The following is a 13,661-nucleotide window of genomic DNA, read 5'->3' as shown; positions in this document are numbered from 1 at the left end:
AATGTCGGTCCGTACCGTCTTTTGGGGAGTGGGAAGATACCCAAAAGCACGCTAATCCGAAAGCTGGAGGCGGGTGACAGGAACATCTACCGGGAGTATATCGCTTTCTGTAACTATAAGGGGAAACGCCACGCCATGCTGCTCAAACGAAGGAAGGCTGAGTTTGCGCTGCTGTATGTACCATAAAGAATAAGTGTCTGACGAAAGAAACTCCGATGAAGCCGCCAACTTCATCGGAGTTTCAGTTTTCATACATTCGGGATTGTCCCTTTGCCTGCAACCTCACCGTCCCTGCAATGCTCTATGATACCGGGTGAAAATCCCATGCTGCCGATTGCGATATGCCGGATATAGTCTGTATATTCCTGACCTTGAAAATTCCTGCCCGTAAGGTTCTTGAAAACCATCTTTATGCTTATGCCGTCGTTGCTGTACAAGATGGTTTTTCCGTTCTGTCTGATTGTTTCCATGATTAAAACTTGTTTTTGTGAATACTATCGTAGATTGGTACAAAGGTTTCTTTGCCTACTTTCTTATCCGCCATCATGCTCATGAAAGAAAGTAGGCGGCTTTTGCCGCCCACCCCTCAAAAGCGGGTGTAAAGTCCCGTTACCATCGTGAACATTTCCTCCAGCATATCGCAATATATCCCCTCGTGCGTTTCAATGTCCTTCGTCCTGCTCTCGAATGTCTTTTTGCTGAACGTCTTGCGGTAGAAACGCATATTGTATAGGTCTGCCCCTCCGTCATAGATGATGTCAAGGCGGTTGGCACTGGTCTTGTTCCTCGCAAGGCTCATGCGCAAGCCGTTGCCCATGTCTGTGAAGTCTTTGCTTCCCGTCATGGCGGCAAAGCGTCTGCCGCCAATCTGCTCTAAAATTGTCTTTGCTATCATATCCGTTGTCTTTTAGGTTTATGGTTCGGGCGGTGCGGACACCGCCCCAATGTTCAAAATTCTGTTTTCTCGGTTATGGGTGTGCATTTTTCCAGCCACTCTTTCAGACATTCCATGCTATACTCGCTCGTGATGACTGCCGTATGGCTGTCAATGGCAGTGAAACGGCTGCTTTCATAGCTGTCTATCCACCCCTTTAGGGTATCAACTCCCCACGCTTCGGCATCGTCAAAGATGCCGTCCAATGCCGTAATGGGTTCGCTGAATTTGACTATCAGCGTTTGGTAGCCTGCTTCGTTCATCGCTTCTCCTCCTTCCTTTCCTTTGCCGTTAGCCACTTGTCCCGTGCGGCTCGACATTCGTCTAATGTGGGTTTGACACAAGAGAAAAGTTCCCCGTCCGTGTGGCGGTAGTCGTATTGCACAAGGGTGCGTTTGCGTCTGTCGATACCCGTTTGGAATTTCTCGTAGTTCTCCGTTCCTGCCGATTGGCAGGTGCTTACTCCGTTAATTGTCATTTTGTTGCCATAGTCGTTGTTATTTAGATGATTAGAAATGTACAGACAGCACTCTGTGTTGCATCACCATTTCGGGGTCGCTCGTGTAGCGTTGGTGCAGGTAGAAATGATGAGAGCCGAAGCCGTAAAGGAAGAACTTGTCAAGTTCGTGTTTCTCGGCAAAGTCCTTGACGCTCGCCCTTAATTGCTCCTCACTCTGACAAAGAGTGAGGAGGTTCATAAATTCAAGGAACATCGTGGGGATTTTATCATCCCATAGGAAAACCATGCTTTCAAATCTTACTTCCATAATGTTAGTTGTTAGATGTCGATATTATGCCGCTTTCATCCGCTGGCGGATAAGGTTGGCGTTCTTGTTCACAAGGGCGATGATGCGGTCGTGGTATTCGGAGTTCTCGTTGCATACGCCACGACACTGCACCACCTCAAAAGTTTTTAGTGACACCTCTATCGTTTCAATTCGTTTTCCGTCAATGGTGGCGGATAGGATAAGGGAGTCTTTTCGTTTGTGGTAACCGCCCACACAATGGTGCATCGTCCTTCCTTCCTCTGCCATTTCTTCCACGCTCTCTATGACTTTGACGCAAATAAGGCTGTCGGTAAAGGCAAGTCCGAAGAATATGCCCTTAGCTTTCAGATATTGTTTCTCGTCCTCAATCGCTTTCCTGCGTTGCTGTTCAGTCCGCTCATGTTTCCTTTGCAGGTTGCGCTTTGCCACCAACTTGTCGTGTTCAACTTTGAGGTCGGCAGGGCAAACGTATTTCGGGCTGTTTGTGTCCTTGCCGAAATGACGCAGGAGGTCTATGGTGTCACGCCACATTGAGCCGTCCTCAATAGTATAGCCGTTGCGGATACATATCTTGATTGAAGCCCAATACTCTCCAATATTGAAAGAGTGGTACAGATAGTAGCGCAACATGGGATATTGCCCTGCCTTCAACAGCGTTTCCGCACGGCTGTCCGACAATAATGCCGGTATTAGTTTGGTGGGTACAATGTCGTGGAAATTGCCGTTAAAGCCGTTTCTGCGGAGCGTCGGCAACACCTTATATCTTGGATATATCGGGGAATATGAGATATGGCGGTACGCTTCATTGTCATTGCGGATAGCAAAAGGAGAAGCGAATGAGAACGTGTCGATGTAGCATCCCAATGTGCGTGGAATGGCAACAACAGCCTTACGCCCTTGTTCATTCCACCAATACTGCCCGATTTCAAGGGCATAGGACTTGGCATTAACCCCTTTCTCCATACCCACGACAAGCAAGAACATTCGTAGCACTTGGTATTCTCCGCTTGTGGTAAGGGTTGTGAAATACTGCTTTTGTCTTACCTTGCGCTGATAGGTGAGGCAGACTTTCAAACTTGCTCCACATTCGGGACACGTACAATGCTCGGTCTGCTCCGTCATTACCCAACTATGACCGCAATCCATACAAGTGGTACGACCTTTCGGCAAGCGGTGTGCATAATGCTCCACGCAATTACGGAATGCCCAATTTATCTGTATCGGGGTTATCGGGCGTAGTTTCTTGCTTTGGGCAAGAACTGCTTTTTCAAATTTGTTTCTCGGTTTCATAAGCCAAAATCAAATAATGAGGGTTGAACTTGGGTTTCTGTTTTCGCCTTTGTCGGCTTGGTGCGGTTCTGCAACTTGCGGAGTTCCTCGTCTTGGTATCTGCGGACTGCCTGCTGACGTGCTTCTGCTTTTTCCTCTGCCGTGAGTTCCACAATGTGGTTCACCGCCACTTGGCATTGGATAGGCTTGCCCACCTCAATCTCGTTCTCGTCATAGTAGTGTACTGCTTGTCCGTATATCTCTCCGTCCGTGAAGCCGTTACAACCGCTTTTCTGCACATAGTTCAGAATGTAGGTTACGCAATCGTCAATGTTCTTGGCTGGATTGCGGTAGTTCTTCGCAAAGAGCGTGTCTTCCTCCGCACGTTGTTCCAAATACATCTGTATCGTTCTCTTGAAATGGTCTGTTCCTTTCATATCGCTGTCGTTTTTATGAGTTGTCAAATAGTATGTTTCAAAATCTCCCTCCAATAAATCGGCTCAACCTCGCTCAATAGGAAGTCTATAAAGTCCTTCCGTGCGTCCTTGTTCAGTTCGTGGTAGAGTCCACGGAACACGGACATATTGCCGTTGAGGTATGTTTCCACCATGTACTCGAAGATGTTGCCCACCTCGTAGTATCTGCATTGTTGCTCCACTGTCTTGCTTCTTCTCTTTGCCATGTCGGTAGGGATTAAAGGGTGAATAACCAAAGAATGAAGCCGAAGAACAGGATAACGGAAAGAATAGCCACGATTACCCCTATTGCCACTCGGAACACTCCGTTTATTATCTCTCTGACGATGTACCAAAGGATGCCGGACACCCAAAAGGCGGTGCGCATGATTAGGGTGCATATCGCAAGCCCTATGTATTGCGCCATTTGTCTGAAATTTACCGTTGCTGTCATAGCCGTATCATTTGTTAAGTTCCACGATGCTGTCTATCCTGCCGTATAGGAAACTGCGGAGTGCGGTCTTGTCGGTAGCCTTGTATTCCGCCCAATGTCCATACTGCTTTACAATGTAGGTTCGGAGAATGTCGGAAAAGTCAAACATCCAACCTTGCAAGGGTACTGCGCTCTTGAAATAGGTGTTGCTGTTCACGTTGCGTGTAAGCCAATCCTTTTCCTCTCGGCTCAATTTCTCACCATTGTTCAGTTTGGTGCGAAGTCCGTACACCTTGCTGCCTTGCAGGTTCTCCAAACTTGGTACTTCCCATGCCACGAATTTTGTTGCTATTGCCGTTCTCATATCCGTTTTGTTTTTGATTTTTTGTTTTTTAATGCGGATTCAAGAGCTGAGGGAGTTGAGTTTCAAACTATCTTATCTGCTTCTCGTTTATCCGACATTTTTTTTAATGCGTCTTTCTGTCGCATCGGTCGTTTTCGTTTCGGGTGCTTAAAAAGGTAGGGATTAGGGAATGCAAGGTTTTTCGGAAAAAGAATAGGATAAAATGAAGATTTGAGCAGAATTGAGCATTTCAACTGACTGTCAGTAGGTTTGGGCATAGGTTGGCACAAGGTGGCACAGATGGGGAAGACAGGCTTTGGGAAGAATATGGAAACAGATGCACTTCCAAATCATTACCCGATATCGGATGCACTTTTAATACTAACGGTCTATATTTCTGCGTTCTGCGTAGGTTTACATTCTGCCCTTACAACTCCCATAAACTAATTTTGCACCAAACAAAAAGTAAGGATTATGAGGAGTACATTCAAGACCGTGTTCTACGTGAACGCAAGCAAAGAGAAGAACGGAGTTGTCCCCATCATGGGACGTGTGACCATCAACGGGACTATCGCACAGTTCAGTTGCAAGCAGACCATCCCAAAAGCACTTTGGGATGCAAAGGGAAACCGCGCCAAAGGCAAGAGCAAGGAGGCACAGGCGGTAAACTTCGCGTTGGACAACATCAAAGCACAAATAGTGAAGCACTATCAGCGTCTTTCCGACCGTGAAGCCTGTGTGACCGCTGAAATGGTACGTAACGCTTATCAGGGCATAGGCACAGAATATGAGACCTTGTTACGTGCCTTTGACAAGGAGAACGCGGCTTTTGCCAAACGTGTGGGTAAAGACCGCTCCAAGCGCACATATCTGAAATACCTGACTGTCCGCAAGTATGTAGCCGAGTTTATCAGAAAGCAATATAAACGTGCCGACATAACGATGAACGAACTTACGGAGGACTTCATCCGCGACTATTGCCTGTACCTGCGCAACGAGGCAGGGCTTGCGCAATCTTCCGTGTGGATATACTCCATACCATTGAAACATATCGTCACCACGGCTCACTACAACGGAAAGATACCAAGAAACCCGTTTGCAATGTACCACGTTGACCCCGACCATAAGGAGCGCGGCTTTCTGACGGAGGAGGAACTTCAGGCATTGGGCGCAATCAAACTGAAAAATCCAAACTTCGCGCTGGCAAGGGACTTGTTCCTGTTCGGATGCTGGACGGGCATATCGTTCATAGACATCAAGAACCTCACGACTGACAATATCGTGGAAATGAACGGTGCGCGGTGGATTGTGTCGAAACGGCAAAAGACAGGTGTCCCGTTCCAAGTCAAGCTGATGGACATTCCGATGCAGATAATCAAGCGTTACGAGCCGTTCCGAAAAGACAAGAGGCTATTTAACATAGGCTCACTTGACATGGTAAACAAACGCATAAAGAACATAGCGAAGAAGTGCGGTATCGAGAAGCCGGTTTCCTTTCACCTCAGCCGCCACAGCTTCGCTGTCATGGCATTGAACTACGGTATGCCGATAGAAAGCGTGAGCAAGATACTCGGACATACGGACATCAAGACCACGCAAATTTATGCCAAGGTAACGAACACGAAACTAAACAGCGACATTTCCGCCTTTGAGAACAAAATAAGCGGACGTTTCGACATATAACCGCTTGATTATGGAACGGGGCATTATTACGATGAATGAGTACGGTAGAGTGACTATACCCACTTCTACAAATGTATGGATGACAGAGGCAGAGCTGTCCTCATTGTTGGGTACAATCGCCCCAACACTCCGTGCCGCCATCCGAGCCGTATATAAGAGTGGAGTGCTGAAACGACATGAGGCAGAACGGTATATCCGTTTGCCCGACGGCTACGGCATGGAAGTGTACGCCCTGCCTATGGTCGTGGCAATTGCATTCCGCATCAATACCCCATGTGCGGCAATGGTGCGCGATACCCTGCTGGAAAGGCTGTACGGGCGAGAAGAAAAACAAGTCCTGTGGGTGTCAATTGACAGACCGATGTGCGAGTGTTAGAGCGTGGGTACGTACCTACGTAAACAGCCCGAAGAAGCGAGAAAGGAATGCTTCTTCGGGCTTTCTTTTTGTTTTGCCGCACCTTTTCTTATGTGCTTTTCTGCATTTTCTTGTCAGTTTGTTACGATTGCGCCGTTCCGCTTCGTTTTGCGTATCAGAGTTTTATGCGTTGCATCATAACTTTGTACCCGATTGTTTAACCCGTTGCCGACACTGCTGTCGGCGACACAAAACCAAGCAAAGCCTATGGCAGAACAAGACGAATTCATCCGTGTGGGGACAACCCTCTACAAGATTGTTGACCAGCCGCTGATTGACGGGGGCTGTGTGAAGAAACGCATCGCATGGAACTCCGAGACCTTGCGGCAGGACTACGGCAAAGACCGCATGGCTACCGTGCCGAAGTATGACGGTTTCTGTACCGTCCCCGACCATGTGGGCTACAAGCCCGTTGTCGGAAAGTTCCTCAATCTCTATGAGCCGATAGGACACCGACCGCAGGAGGGCAGTTTCCCCTGCATCCGCTCGTTAGTGGAGCATATCTTCGGAGAACAATACGAGTTGGGCATGGACTACATGCAGTTGCTCTACCTTTATCCTATTCAGAAACTTCCTATCCTGTTGCTCGTGTCCGAAGAACGGAACACGGGCAAAAGCACGTTCCTCAACTTCCTGAAAGCCATTTTCCAAGACAACGTGACGTTCAACACCAACGAGGACTTCCGCAGCCAGTTCAATTCCGATTGGGCAGGGAAGCTGCTCATTATGGTGGACGAAGTACTGCTCAACCGCAGGGAGGACAGCGAACGTCTGAAGAACCTCAGCACTACACTTTCCTATAAGGTGGAAGCCAAGGGCAAAGACCGTAACGAAATCGGTTTCTTCGCCAAGTTCGTGTTGTGTTCCAACAACGAGCATCTGCCCGTCATCATCGACGCAGGCGAGACACGCTATTGGGTACGCAAGATAGAGCGGTTGCAGTGTGACGACACCGACTTCCTGCAAAAGCTGAAAGATGAAATCCCGGCTTTCCTGTATCATTTGCAGCACAGGACGCTGGCAACGAAAAAAGAAAGCCGTATGTGGTTTTCACCGAAGCAAATAGAAACGGAAGCCTTGCGGAAGATTATCCGCAGTAATCGCAACCGCCTCGAAATAGAAATGGCGGACTTGCTACTCGACATCATGGCGAAGATGGAGATGGAAACGGTGTCATTCTGCCTGCATGACATCATCCCCCTGTTGCTGTGTTCGCAGGTCAAGGCGGAGAAGCTGCAGGTGCGGAAAGTGGTGCAGGAATGCTGGAAGCTGTCCCCTGCACCCAACGGGCTTACCTATACCACCTACGTGTATGGCGGCGAGGGACGCTATCAGCCACGCAAGGGAGTGGGCAGGTATTACACCGTAACCAAGGGACTGCTGGAAAGCCTGTGATATTCTGTTGAATTGTTGAATATATATAATAGAATGTTGATATATAGCAATATACAGACTCAACAGAATACCAACAACGCCCAACGGACGATGAAGAAGGAACAAGGCAACATTCGGTTCTGCCCTCACTTCTTCTTTTCGTTGCCGTTTGTTGGGCATCATGCGTTTGTTGAGGACAAGTTGAGCGCGTATCAAACAATATACCAATGTATTATGTGTCATATTCAACACTTCAACGCTTTTACACCCGTCAACAAGTCCGTGGGGAAAACGGCTAGATGCCCCCAGCAGGTATTACGTATGCCGACATGCCATCATGCCGACAAGCAGGCATGGCAACATGACGGCACGAAACTATGGTGACATACCGACATGGCGGCATGACATGCCATCCCAAGCTGGCGAAAGAGGAAAGACATCCGGCGACCACCGACAGCGCAGCGGATTTTGAGGAACGGAAAAGCCATAGCTCATTAGGGCGTTTTCTTCACGCACCGCTGCGCTAATGCTAAAAACGCCCCAATGAGCCGAAGGGGTTACCCCCTCTGGACACCCCCGTTTTCATGCGGCACGACCGCAACGGACGGGAATGAACAAACAAGTTTGTAGAACCTATAAAAATAAAAGACAAAAATGGGATACATAAGCATCCAATTCAACAAGGCGAAAGGCTCGGCGGACACGGGCGCGTCCGACCACATCGAACGCAAAACCGTCCCCAAGAACGCCGACCCTACACGCACCTGCCTCAACCGTGAGCTGGTGGACTTCCCCGATGGCGTGACAGACCGCACCGGAGCAATCAACCACCGCATCCGCACGGCAGGCATCAAGAGGAAGATAACGCCCGACCAAGTGAGGGCAATCCGCATCGTGCTTTCAGGCACGCATGAGGACATGATGAAAGTGAAGGACGAGGGCAGACTGAACGAATGGTGTGTCGACAACCTGCAATGGCTGCACCGCACTTTCGGACGGGAGAACACCGTTTCGGCAGTCCTGCACATGGACGAGCATACGCCGCACATCCACGCCACGGTCGTACCGATTGTAACGGGCGAGCGCAGGAAAGCGAAAAAGAAGCAACAGGCAGAGGGCAAGCGCACCTACCGCAAGAAAACGGATGCCATTCGCCTGTGCGCCGATGACGTGCTGACACGTGAGAAGCTGTCAGCCTATCACGACAGCTACGCCGAAGCAATGGCGAAATACGGCTTGCAGCGTGGCATCCGTGGCTCGGAGGCACGGCATACCACCACCGCCCAATATTACCGTGATTTGAAGCGGCAGACGGGAGAACTTGAAGCCAATGTGCAGCAGTTGCAAACGGAAAGACAACAGGCGGAACAGAAACTTGACGAGGTGAAGCAAGGAATCAAGTCGGAAAAACTGGAAGCCGCTAAGACCGAGGCGAAAGCCGCACTCGTGGCAAAGGTCGGTTCTCTTTTGGGTGGTGGAAAGTTGAAAGCGGAAAGGGAAGGGTTTCAACAACGCATCGCAGAACTTGAAAATAAAAATGCAAGATTAGAGCAATATATCAAGCAGATGGAACGTGAACACCAAGCCCAATGCATCAAGTTCAGTGAGTATATAGACAAGGTAAAACAATACTTCCCTCATGTGGATAAATTGTTGCCCTTGATAGACTTCTGCCGTAATACGCTGCACTTCTCCGAACAGATTATCCAAGAATTGTGCAAGTTGAAGAAAGTGAAGTTGAAAGGTGATTTTTATTCACCCGAATTTAACCGTAAATTCCATGCAGAAGGTGCGGCTTTCTCGTTTGAAAAAGATAAAAGCAGAACTGGACATTTCCGAATATGCGTGAATGATATTCCGCTTGTGCAATGGTTCCGGCAGAAGGCGCATGAATGGAGAAACGGTTTGGGGATTACTACCCAAAAGCAAAGTAATGGGATGAAAATTTAATGCACGCGCATAAATCCCGCTCAAACAGTCTCAAAAAGTAAAGAAAATCATTCAATGAAAGGAATTTATCAAGGATTTTAGCTACTTTTGCAATTGGATTGGGGAAGCCCTTTCCGAGACATAGAAAAAGAAGAAGCGTTATGCTTATCTTGTAGAACGGAAACCTGAGAAATTTCTGAATTGTGTACAAGGGTAGCATAGTGGTTCTCACGCTATAGCGTGGGCTGCTATTACTACATCTGTACACAGGGTTTTCTCAGGACCTCCGAACTAAGACGTAGCATCGCAGTGCCACGCTTCGTGTTTTGGATAAGTGTCAATAATTATCATTAAAATAGTGAACATTATGAAGAATGTTATTACCTTACTATCCTGTGCAGTTGCATTAGTTATGACTTCTTGCACACTCTCTAACGAGGAAAAAGCTGAGAAGTTGGTTAAAGAGACGCTTAAAGACTATCTCTATCACCCAGATTCTTATGAACCAATATCAACAAAAGTTGATAGTATGTTCATTGATGTAACTACTATTGAACCTATTATGAAAATTAGTGAGGACATCAAAGATTTGATGTCTAAAATAAACAGATGTAAAATGAAAGTCGAATCCGCAGAATCTTCTATGGATATTTTTGCTCCTAATGGATATTCTTCTCAATACTCTCGTGGAGAATATGCGCGGGCAAAAAAAGAGAAAGAAGAAGCCAAATCTGATTTGGATAAATATACCAAGAAACTTTCAGAACAACTTGTTTCTCTAAAAGAAAATGTTGCAAAATATCACAAAGGTGAATTTACAGGTTGGGCGGTAAGTCATAGATTTAGGAGTCTTAATGGCGCAGGCTCAATGACCATTCCGGGAGAAATGATTTTCTTTTGCGATAAAGAGTTTACAACTTGTGGCGGTTATGAAGTTGATAAGTTTGAGAACTTTGCAAAAATCTTGAAAGCTGTAGATGAAGCAACTTCTGATGAAGATATAATAGATTATTTTAGGGAGGATAGCTTTTTACTGTAACTCCCGTCTTTTAATAGAATAGAAAGTTAGCGTGCCTTCATGGCACGTTAACCTTTTATACAATGTAAACTTTATCAACGGCAAATCTTTCTTTTAGTATGCAGGCATTGTTTATTGGGGTAATTTGTATTATAACTATTTCAATTTGTTATATAGCTATAACAAGAACACGCCTAAAAAATAAGTCCAAGGAACTTTCTGAAAAGTTAAACCACATATCTTCTTATAGCAATAAATCCAATTATGAGCAAGCAAGAGAAAGATTGTCGGCATTAAACAACGGAGCATTTATTGATATTCCGTCCGACCTTAATAGCACTTTTTCAGGGAAGATAATATCTGCAACGCAAGAAAAAGATTTTGTCAATCATTATAAGCCGCATTTTCAAGAAGCATATTCACTTGTTAAGAAACTTGAAGCCTTTAATATCACTCCATCTGAAACCATATTCAAATTTATCAGTGACTTTGGGGCTATCAATAGACTTGTAAAACAACATAATGAGGGAATCATTACATTTCTACTTGACACGCATAAAGAGTTTTTCGACCATTGCCTAAAATATCCGTTAGACAAGCAACAAAGACGCTCAATCGTTTCAGAAGAAGAAAATTGTTTAGTAGTCAGTAGTGCAGGGAGTGGAAAGACTTCATCCATCGTAGGGAAAGTAAAGTATTTGACTGAAATAAAGAAAATCAACCCTCAAAATATTCTCCTTATCAGCTACACAAACAAGGCTGCCGCTGAATTAACAGAAAGAATGGGTATTGCTGGTTTGCGAGGGTACACTTTTCACAAACTTGCCCTTGACATTATCGGACAGACAACAGGACAAAAGCCATCAATATATGAAAATACGGACGCGCTCTTCGTGAAAATCTACCATGAATTATTGAACGACAAGAAATTCAAGAAAAGCGTAATAGAATACTTCATTGATTATCAAACGCCCGAAAAGGAGTGGGAAAAGCGGAAGAATGAGCGTAGGCAACAACTTTCAGAGCAAAAAGAGGTGCGTTTGAAAGCAACGTTTCCCGATATGGATGGAAAAACTGTTTATGTACGGAGTGAACAAGAGCAGAAAATATGCTTTGCGCTATCTTCCCTTAGCGTAAAATTCAGATATGAAGAGCCATACGAGCATCCATTGGTAGACGAGATGCACTCTCAATACAAACCGGATTTTTCCATTTATTTTGAACAAGGTGGAGAAACAAAGCGAATATATTTAGAGCATTTTGGAGTGGACGAGCATGGGCTTGTTCCTATATGGTTTGCCAAAGACAGAGGCATTACCTATGAAGAAGCAAACCAAAAGTACAACGATGGCATAACATGGAAAAAAGCGGCACATGAGAAATTCGGCACTAAGCTGTTGACAACTTCAAGTGCAGACTTTCATTATTCCGATATTCGGGAGAAGTTGAAAACCTTATTGGAAAAGGCTGATGTTTCCATCCAAGAGAAAACAGATGCAGAATTATACGATATGGTTCTTCCCCCGAACAGCAAGCATGAGAAGGCTTTTATCCGCCTTGTCGTGACTTTTGTGACATTGATAAAGTCAAGTTGCAAATCTGTAGATGAAGTATTAAGGCAAACTAAAAACGCAGGGGACGAACGCAGTACGTTCATTATCAAAAACATCTTTCAGCCCGTTTATAAACGGTATATTGAAGAATTGGCGAACATCAACCAAATAGATTTTACGGATGCAATTCTGCAAGCTACCGACATTTGTCGTTCCTCCCATCCTGTGAAGTATGATTATATCATTGTGGATGAGTTTCAAGACATATCAGTTGACCGTTACAACTTCTTAAATGTATTGCGAGAGGGAAATCCACCCGCCAAGTTGTATTGTGTGGGCGATGACTGGCAGTCCATCTATCGTTTTTCGGGGAGCGACATGGCACTTTTCAATCAGTTTTCAGATTACTTCGGCCAGACAGAAGTTAATAAGATTGAAACAACATATCGGTTTGGAGAGCCTTTAGTCAGCCTGTCCTCGCAATTTATCCAACGCAACGAAGCCCAAATTAAAAAGAACATCCATCCTTTTAACCCACAAGTTAAAACAGAATTACAGTTTTGCGATTATGAAAGACGAGATTATTGCAATGTTATCGGACAATTGGTCGCGTCAATTCCATTAGACAAATCAGTCTTTTTGTTAGGGAGATATTCCTTTGACGATTATTACCTGTCGTTCATGTATAAATCCGTGAAAGAGGGTAATCGCTTTTTCTATATCATCGGAGACAGGAAAATAGAGTTTCTGACCGTTCATAAATCCAAAGGACTTGAAGCAGACTATGTGATAATTCTTCAATGCAACAAGGACACATACGGGTTTCCCTCACTTGTAAGCGATGACCCTGTGCTTAATTATGTCTTGACAAAAAGCGACCAATATCCATACGGAGAAGAACGCAGGCTGTTTTATGTAGCCATTACCAGAGCTAAAGTAAAGACCTATATACTGTATGACAGACGCTTTCCTTCCGTTTTCGTAGACGAATTCTTGCATCCGGAAAAAATCACGGAAGAAAGTTATGCCAAGCATCCAAACGCCAACAAAAAGTGGACACGCAGTGCGGATAATTTTCTGCTTACCCTTTATCATGAAGGGAAAAGTATAAAATACATAGCCGAGAAAATGGGCAGAAGTCAAACCTCGATAGTAATGCGATTAGGAAAATTGGAAGGGAAACGGCAATAAAATACTGATTGCATTTCGTTTGTCGAAAATATATGTTACCTTTGCATAGAGTTGTTTGACAGCAATGTACTGCACATCGCAGAATTTATGACCGTTGCCAAGTCATTACCTCACTTGTGGCAAAAAGTGCGCAAGTTGCTTATTCCTAAATTATTCCTATCTTATAGCTGTATTTTCGGGAAAAATACTACCCGAAAGGCTGGAGATTTTTCCAGAAAACAGGAGGCTTGACCTTGCTTTCCCGTACAATCCCGGAGTTACCTTTGCACCCAGCACGAAAATGACTGCCTGATGCGG

At 45.5% G+C, this 13,661-nt stretch carries 18 protein-coding genes; 8 read left to right on the top strand and 10 right to left on the bottom strand.

What is annotated here, in order from left to right; translation table 11 throughout:
- Positions 1 to 186: glycoside hydrolase family protein (locus N5O98_RS25955; RefSeq protein WP_442864773.1), on the top strand; the 186-nt coding region annotated here is incomplete at its 5' end.
- Between the two features lie 62 nt (positions 187 to 248).
- Here N5O98_RS25955 and N5O98_RS25950 read toward each other — a convergent pair.
- From N5O98_RS25950 to N5O98_RS25905, 10 genes are all read right to left on the bottom strand, one after another.
- Complete coding sequence (locus tag N5O98_RS25950; protein WP_004310300.1) at positions 249 to 470, bottom strand: DUF7688 family protein; 222 nt, start codon at positions 468 to 470, stop codon at positions 249 to 251.
- 116 nt (positions 471 to 586) lie between these two features.
- Positions 587 to 895 (bottom strand): hypothetical protein, encoded by a 309-nt coding sequence (locus N5O98_RS25945; protein WP_004310301.1) that lies wholly within the window; start codon positions 893 to 895, stop codon positions 587 to 589.
- A 53-nt stretch (positions 896 to 948) separates the two neighbouring features.
- On the bottom strand, positions 949 to 1,254 hold the full coding sequence (locus tag N5O98_RS25940; RefSeq protein WP_004310302.1) for a DUF6956 domain-containing protein: 306 nt from the start codon (positions 1,252 to 1,254) through the stop codon (positions 949 to 951).
- Entirely contained in the window at positions 1,194 to 1,412 is a 219-nt protein-coding gene (locus N5O98_RS25935; protein ID WP_008770680.1) for a DUF3873 domain-containing protein, read from the bottom strand. The genes N5O98_RS25940 and N5O98_RS25935 overlap by 61 nt, the downstream gene beginning before the upstream one ends.
- A 31-nt stretch (positions 1,413 to 1,443) precedes the next feature.
- Complete coding sequence (locus N5O98_RS25930; protein WP_005827305.1) at positions 1,444 to 1,701, bottom strand: hypothetical protein; 258 nt, start codon at positions 1,699 to 1,701, stop codon at positions 1,444 to 1,446.
- Between the two features lie 24 nt (positions 1,702 to 1,725).
- On the bottom strand, positions 1,726 to 2,991 hold the full coding sequence (locus N5O98_RS25925; protein WP_004310303.1) for a PcfJ domain-containing protein: 1,266 nt from the start codon (positions 2,989 to 2,991) through the stop codon (positions 1,726 to 1,728).
- The gene (locus N5O98_RS25920; protein WP_004310304.1) at positions 2,988 to 3,407 is read right to left on the bottom strand and encodes a PcfK-like family protein; all 420 of its coding nucleotides are present in this window, start codon (positions 3,405 to 3,407) and stop codon (positions 2,988 to 2,990) included. The genes N5O98_RS25925 and N5O98_RS25920 overlap by 4 nt, the downstream gene beginning before the upstream one ends.
- Before the next feature lie 23 nt (positions 3,408 to 3,430).
- Positions 3,431 to 3,652 carry a hypothetical protein gene (locus N5O98_RS25915; RefSeq protein ID WP_008019901.1) on the bottom strand — a complete coding sequence of 74 codons (222 nt, stop codon included), beginning with the start codon at positions 3,650 to 3,652 and terminating at the stop codon, positions 3,431 to 3,433.
- A gap of 11 nt (positions 3,653 to 3,663) precedes the next feature.
- Complete coding sequence (locus tag N5O98_RS25910) at positions 3,664 to 3,879, bottom strand: hypothetical protein (RefSeq protein ID WP_005643957.1); 216 nt, start codon at positions 3,877 to 3,879, stop codon at positions 3,664 to 3,666.
- A gap of 7 nt (positions 3,880 to 3,886) precedes the next feature.
- Entirely contained in the window at positions 3,887 to 4,222 is a 336-nt protein-coding gene (locus N5O98_RS25905; RefSeq protein WP_004310306.1) for a hypothetical protein, read from the bottom strand.
- Between the two features lie 453 nt (positions 4,223 to 4,675).
- Between N5O98_RS25905 and N5O98_RS25900 the strand changes: the two genes are divergently transcribed.
- The 7 genes from N5O98_RS25900 to N5O98_RS25870 all read left to right on the top strand — a co-directional run bounded on the left by N5O98_RS25900 (position 4,676) and on the right by N5O98_RS25870 (position 13,364).
- Positions 4,676 to 5,884 (top strand): site-specific integrase, encoded by a 1,209-nt coding sequence (locus tag N5O98_RS25900; RefSeq protein WP_138301578.1) that lies wholly within the window; start codon positions 4,676 to 4,678, stop codon positions 5,882 to 5,884.
- Positions 5,885 to 5,894: 10 nt separating this feature from the next.
- Entirely contained in the window at positions 5,895 to 6,260 is a 366-nt protein-coding gene (locus N5O98_RS25895; RefSeq protein WP_195664458.1) for a hypothetical protein, read from the top strand.
- Positions 6,261 to 6,506: 246 nt separating this feature from the next.
- Positions 6,507 to 7,694: a primase-helicase family protein gene (locus N5O98_RS25890; RefSeq protein ID WP_195664457.1), complete on the top strand. Its 1,188-nt coding sequence runs from the start codon at positions 6,507 to 6,509 to the stop codon at positions 7,692 to 7,694.
- A gap of 33 nt (positions 7,695 to 7,727) precedes the next feature.
- Positions 7,728 to 8,057, top strand: coding sequence for a hypothetical protein (locus N5O98_RS25885; RefSeq protein ID WP_195664456.1), 330 nt, complete (start codon positions 7,728 to 7,730; stop codon positions 8,055 to 8,057).
- A gap of 270 nt (positions 8,058 to 8,327) precedes the next feature.
- Positions 8,328 to 9,623, top strand: a complete 1,296-nt coding sequence (mobV, locus tag N5O98_RS25880) for a MobV family relaxase (protein WP_195664455.1) — start codon at positions 8,328 to 8,330, stop codon at positions 9,621 to 9,623.
- A 346-nt stretch (positions 9,624 to 9,969) separates the two neighbouring features.
- Positions 9,970 to 10,641, top strand: coding sequence for a hypothetical protein (locus tag N5O98_RS25875; RefSeq protein ID WP_008646048.1), 672 nt, complete (start codon positions 9,970 to 9,972; stop codon positions 10,639 to 10,641).
- A gap of 98 nt (positions 10,642 to 10,739) precedes the next feature.
- Positions 10,740 to 13,364, top strand: a complete 2,625-nt coding sequence (locus tag N5O98_RS25870) for a UvrD-helicase domain-containing protein (protein ID WP_195664454.1) — start codon at positions 10,740 to 10,742, stop codon at positions 13,362 to 13,364.
- Positions 13,365 to 13,661 lie beyond the last annotated feature (297 nt).

Source organism: Bacteroides sp. LFL-34 (genome assembly GCF_027257075.1).
GTDB lineage: Bacteria > Bacteroidota > Bacteroidia > Bacteroidales > Bacteroidaceae > Bacteroides > Bacteroides ovatus.
This window is presented reverse-complemented; position numbering and strand designations above follow the sequence as displayed.

What these genes read in the sequence shown, in the direction of transcription:
- N5O98_RS25895 (WP_195664458.1), top strand. Translation starts at nt 5,895, where the DNA reads ATGGAACGGGGCATTATTACGATGAATGAGTACGGTAGAGTGACTATA.
- N5O98_RS25935 (WP_008770680.1), bottom strand. Translation starts at nt 1,412, where the DNA reads ATGACAATTAACGGAGTAAGCACCTGCCAATCGGCAGGAACGGAGAAC.
- mobV (WP_195664455.1), top strand. Translation starts at nt 8,328, where the DNA reads ATGGGATACATAAGCATCCAATTCAACAAGGCGAAAGGCTCGGCGGAC.
- N5O98_RS25930 (WP_005827305.1), bottom strand. Translation starts at nt 1,701, where the DNA reads ATGGAAGTAAGATTTGAAAGCATGGTTTTCCTATGGGATGATAAAATC.
- N5O98_RS25915 (WP_008019901.1), bottom strand. Translation starts at nt 3,652, where the DNA reads ATGGCAAAGAGAAGAAGCAAGACAGTGGAGCAACAATGCAGATACTAC.
- N5O98_RS25910 (WP_005643957.1), bottom strand. Translation starts at nt 3,879, where the DNA reads ATGACAGCAACGGTAAATTTCAGACAAATGGCGCAATACATAGGGCTT.
- N5O98_RS25925 (WP_004310303.1), bottom strand. Translation starts at nt 2,991, where the DNA reads ATGAAACCGAGAAACAAATTTGAAAAAGCAGTTCTTGCCCAAAGCAAG.
- N5O98_RS25920 (WP_004310304.1), bottom strand. Translation starts at nt 3,407, where the DNA reads ATGAAAGGAACAGACCATTTCAAGAGAACGATACAGATGTATTTGGAA.
- N5O98_RS25885 (WP_195664456.1), top strand. Translation starts at nt 7,728, where the DNA reads ATGTTGATATATAGCAATATACAGACTCAACAGAATACCAACAACGCC.
- N5O98_RS25875 (WP_008646048.1), top strand. Translation starts at nt 9,970, where the DNA reads ATGAAGAATGTTATTACCTTACTATCCTGTGCAGTTGCATTAGTTATG.
- N5O98_RS25950 (WP_004310300.1), bottom strand. Translation starts at nt 470, where the DNA reads ATGGAAACAATCAGACAGAACGGAAAAACCATCTTGTACAGCAACGAC.
- N5O98_RS25945 (WP_004310301.1), bottom strand. Translation starts at nt 895, where the DNA reads ATGATAGCAAAGACAATTTTAGAGCAGATTGGCGGCAGACGCTTTGCC.
- N5O98_RS25900 (WP_138301578.1), top strand. Translation starts at nt 4,676, where the DNA reads ATGAGGAGTACATTCAAGACCGTGTTCTACGTGAACGCAAGCAAAGAG.
- N5O98_RS25870 (WP_195664454.1), top strand. Translation starts at nt 10,740, where the DNA reads ATGCAGGCATTGTTTATTGGGGTAATTTGTATTATAACTATTTCAATT.
- N5O98_RS25890 (WP_195664457.1), top strand. Translation starts at nt 6,507, where the DNA reads ATGGCAGAACAAGACGAATTCATCCGTGTGGGGACAACCCTCTACAAG.
- N5O98_RS25940 (WP_004310302.1), bottom strand. Translation starts at nt 1,254, where the DNA reads ATGTCGAGCCGCACGGGACAAGTGGCTAACGGCAAAGGAAAGGAAGGA.
- N5O98_RS25905 (WP_004310306.1), bottom strand. Translation starts at nt 4,222, where the DNA reads ATGAGAACGGCAATAGCAACAAAATTCGTGGCATGGGAAGTACCAAGT.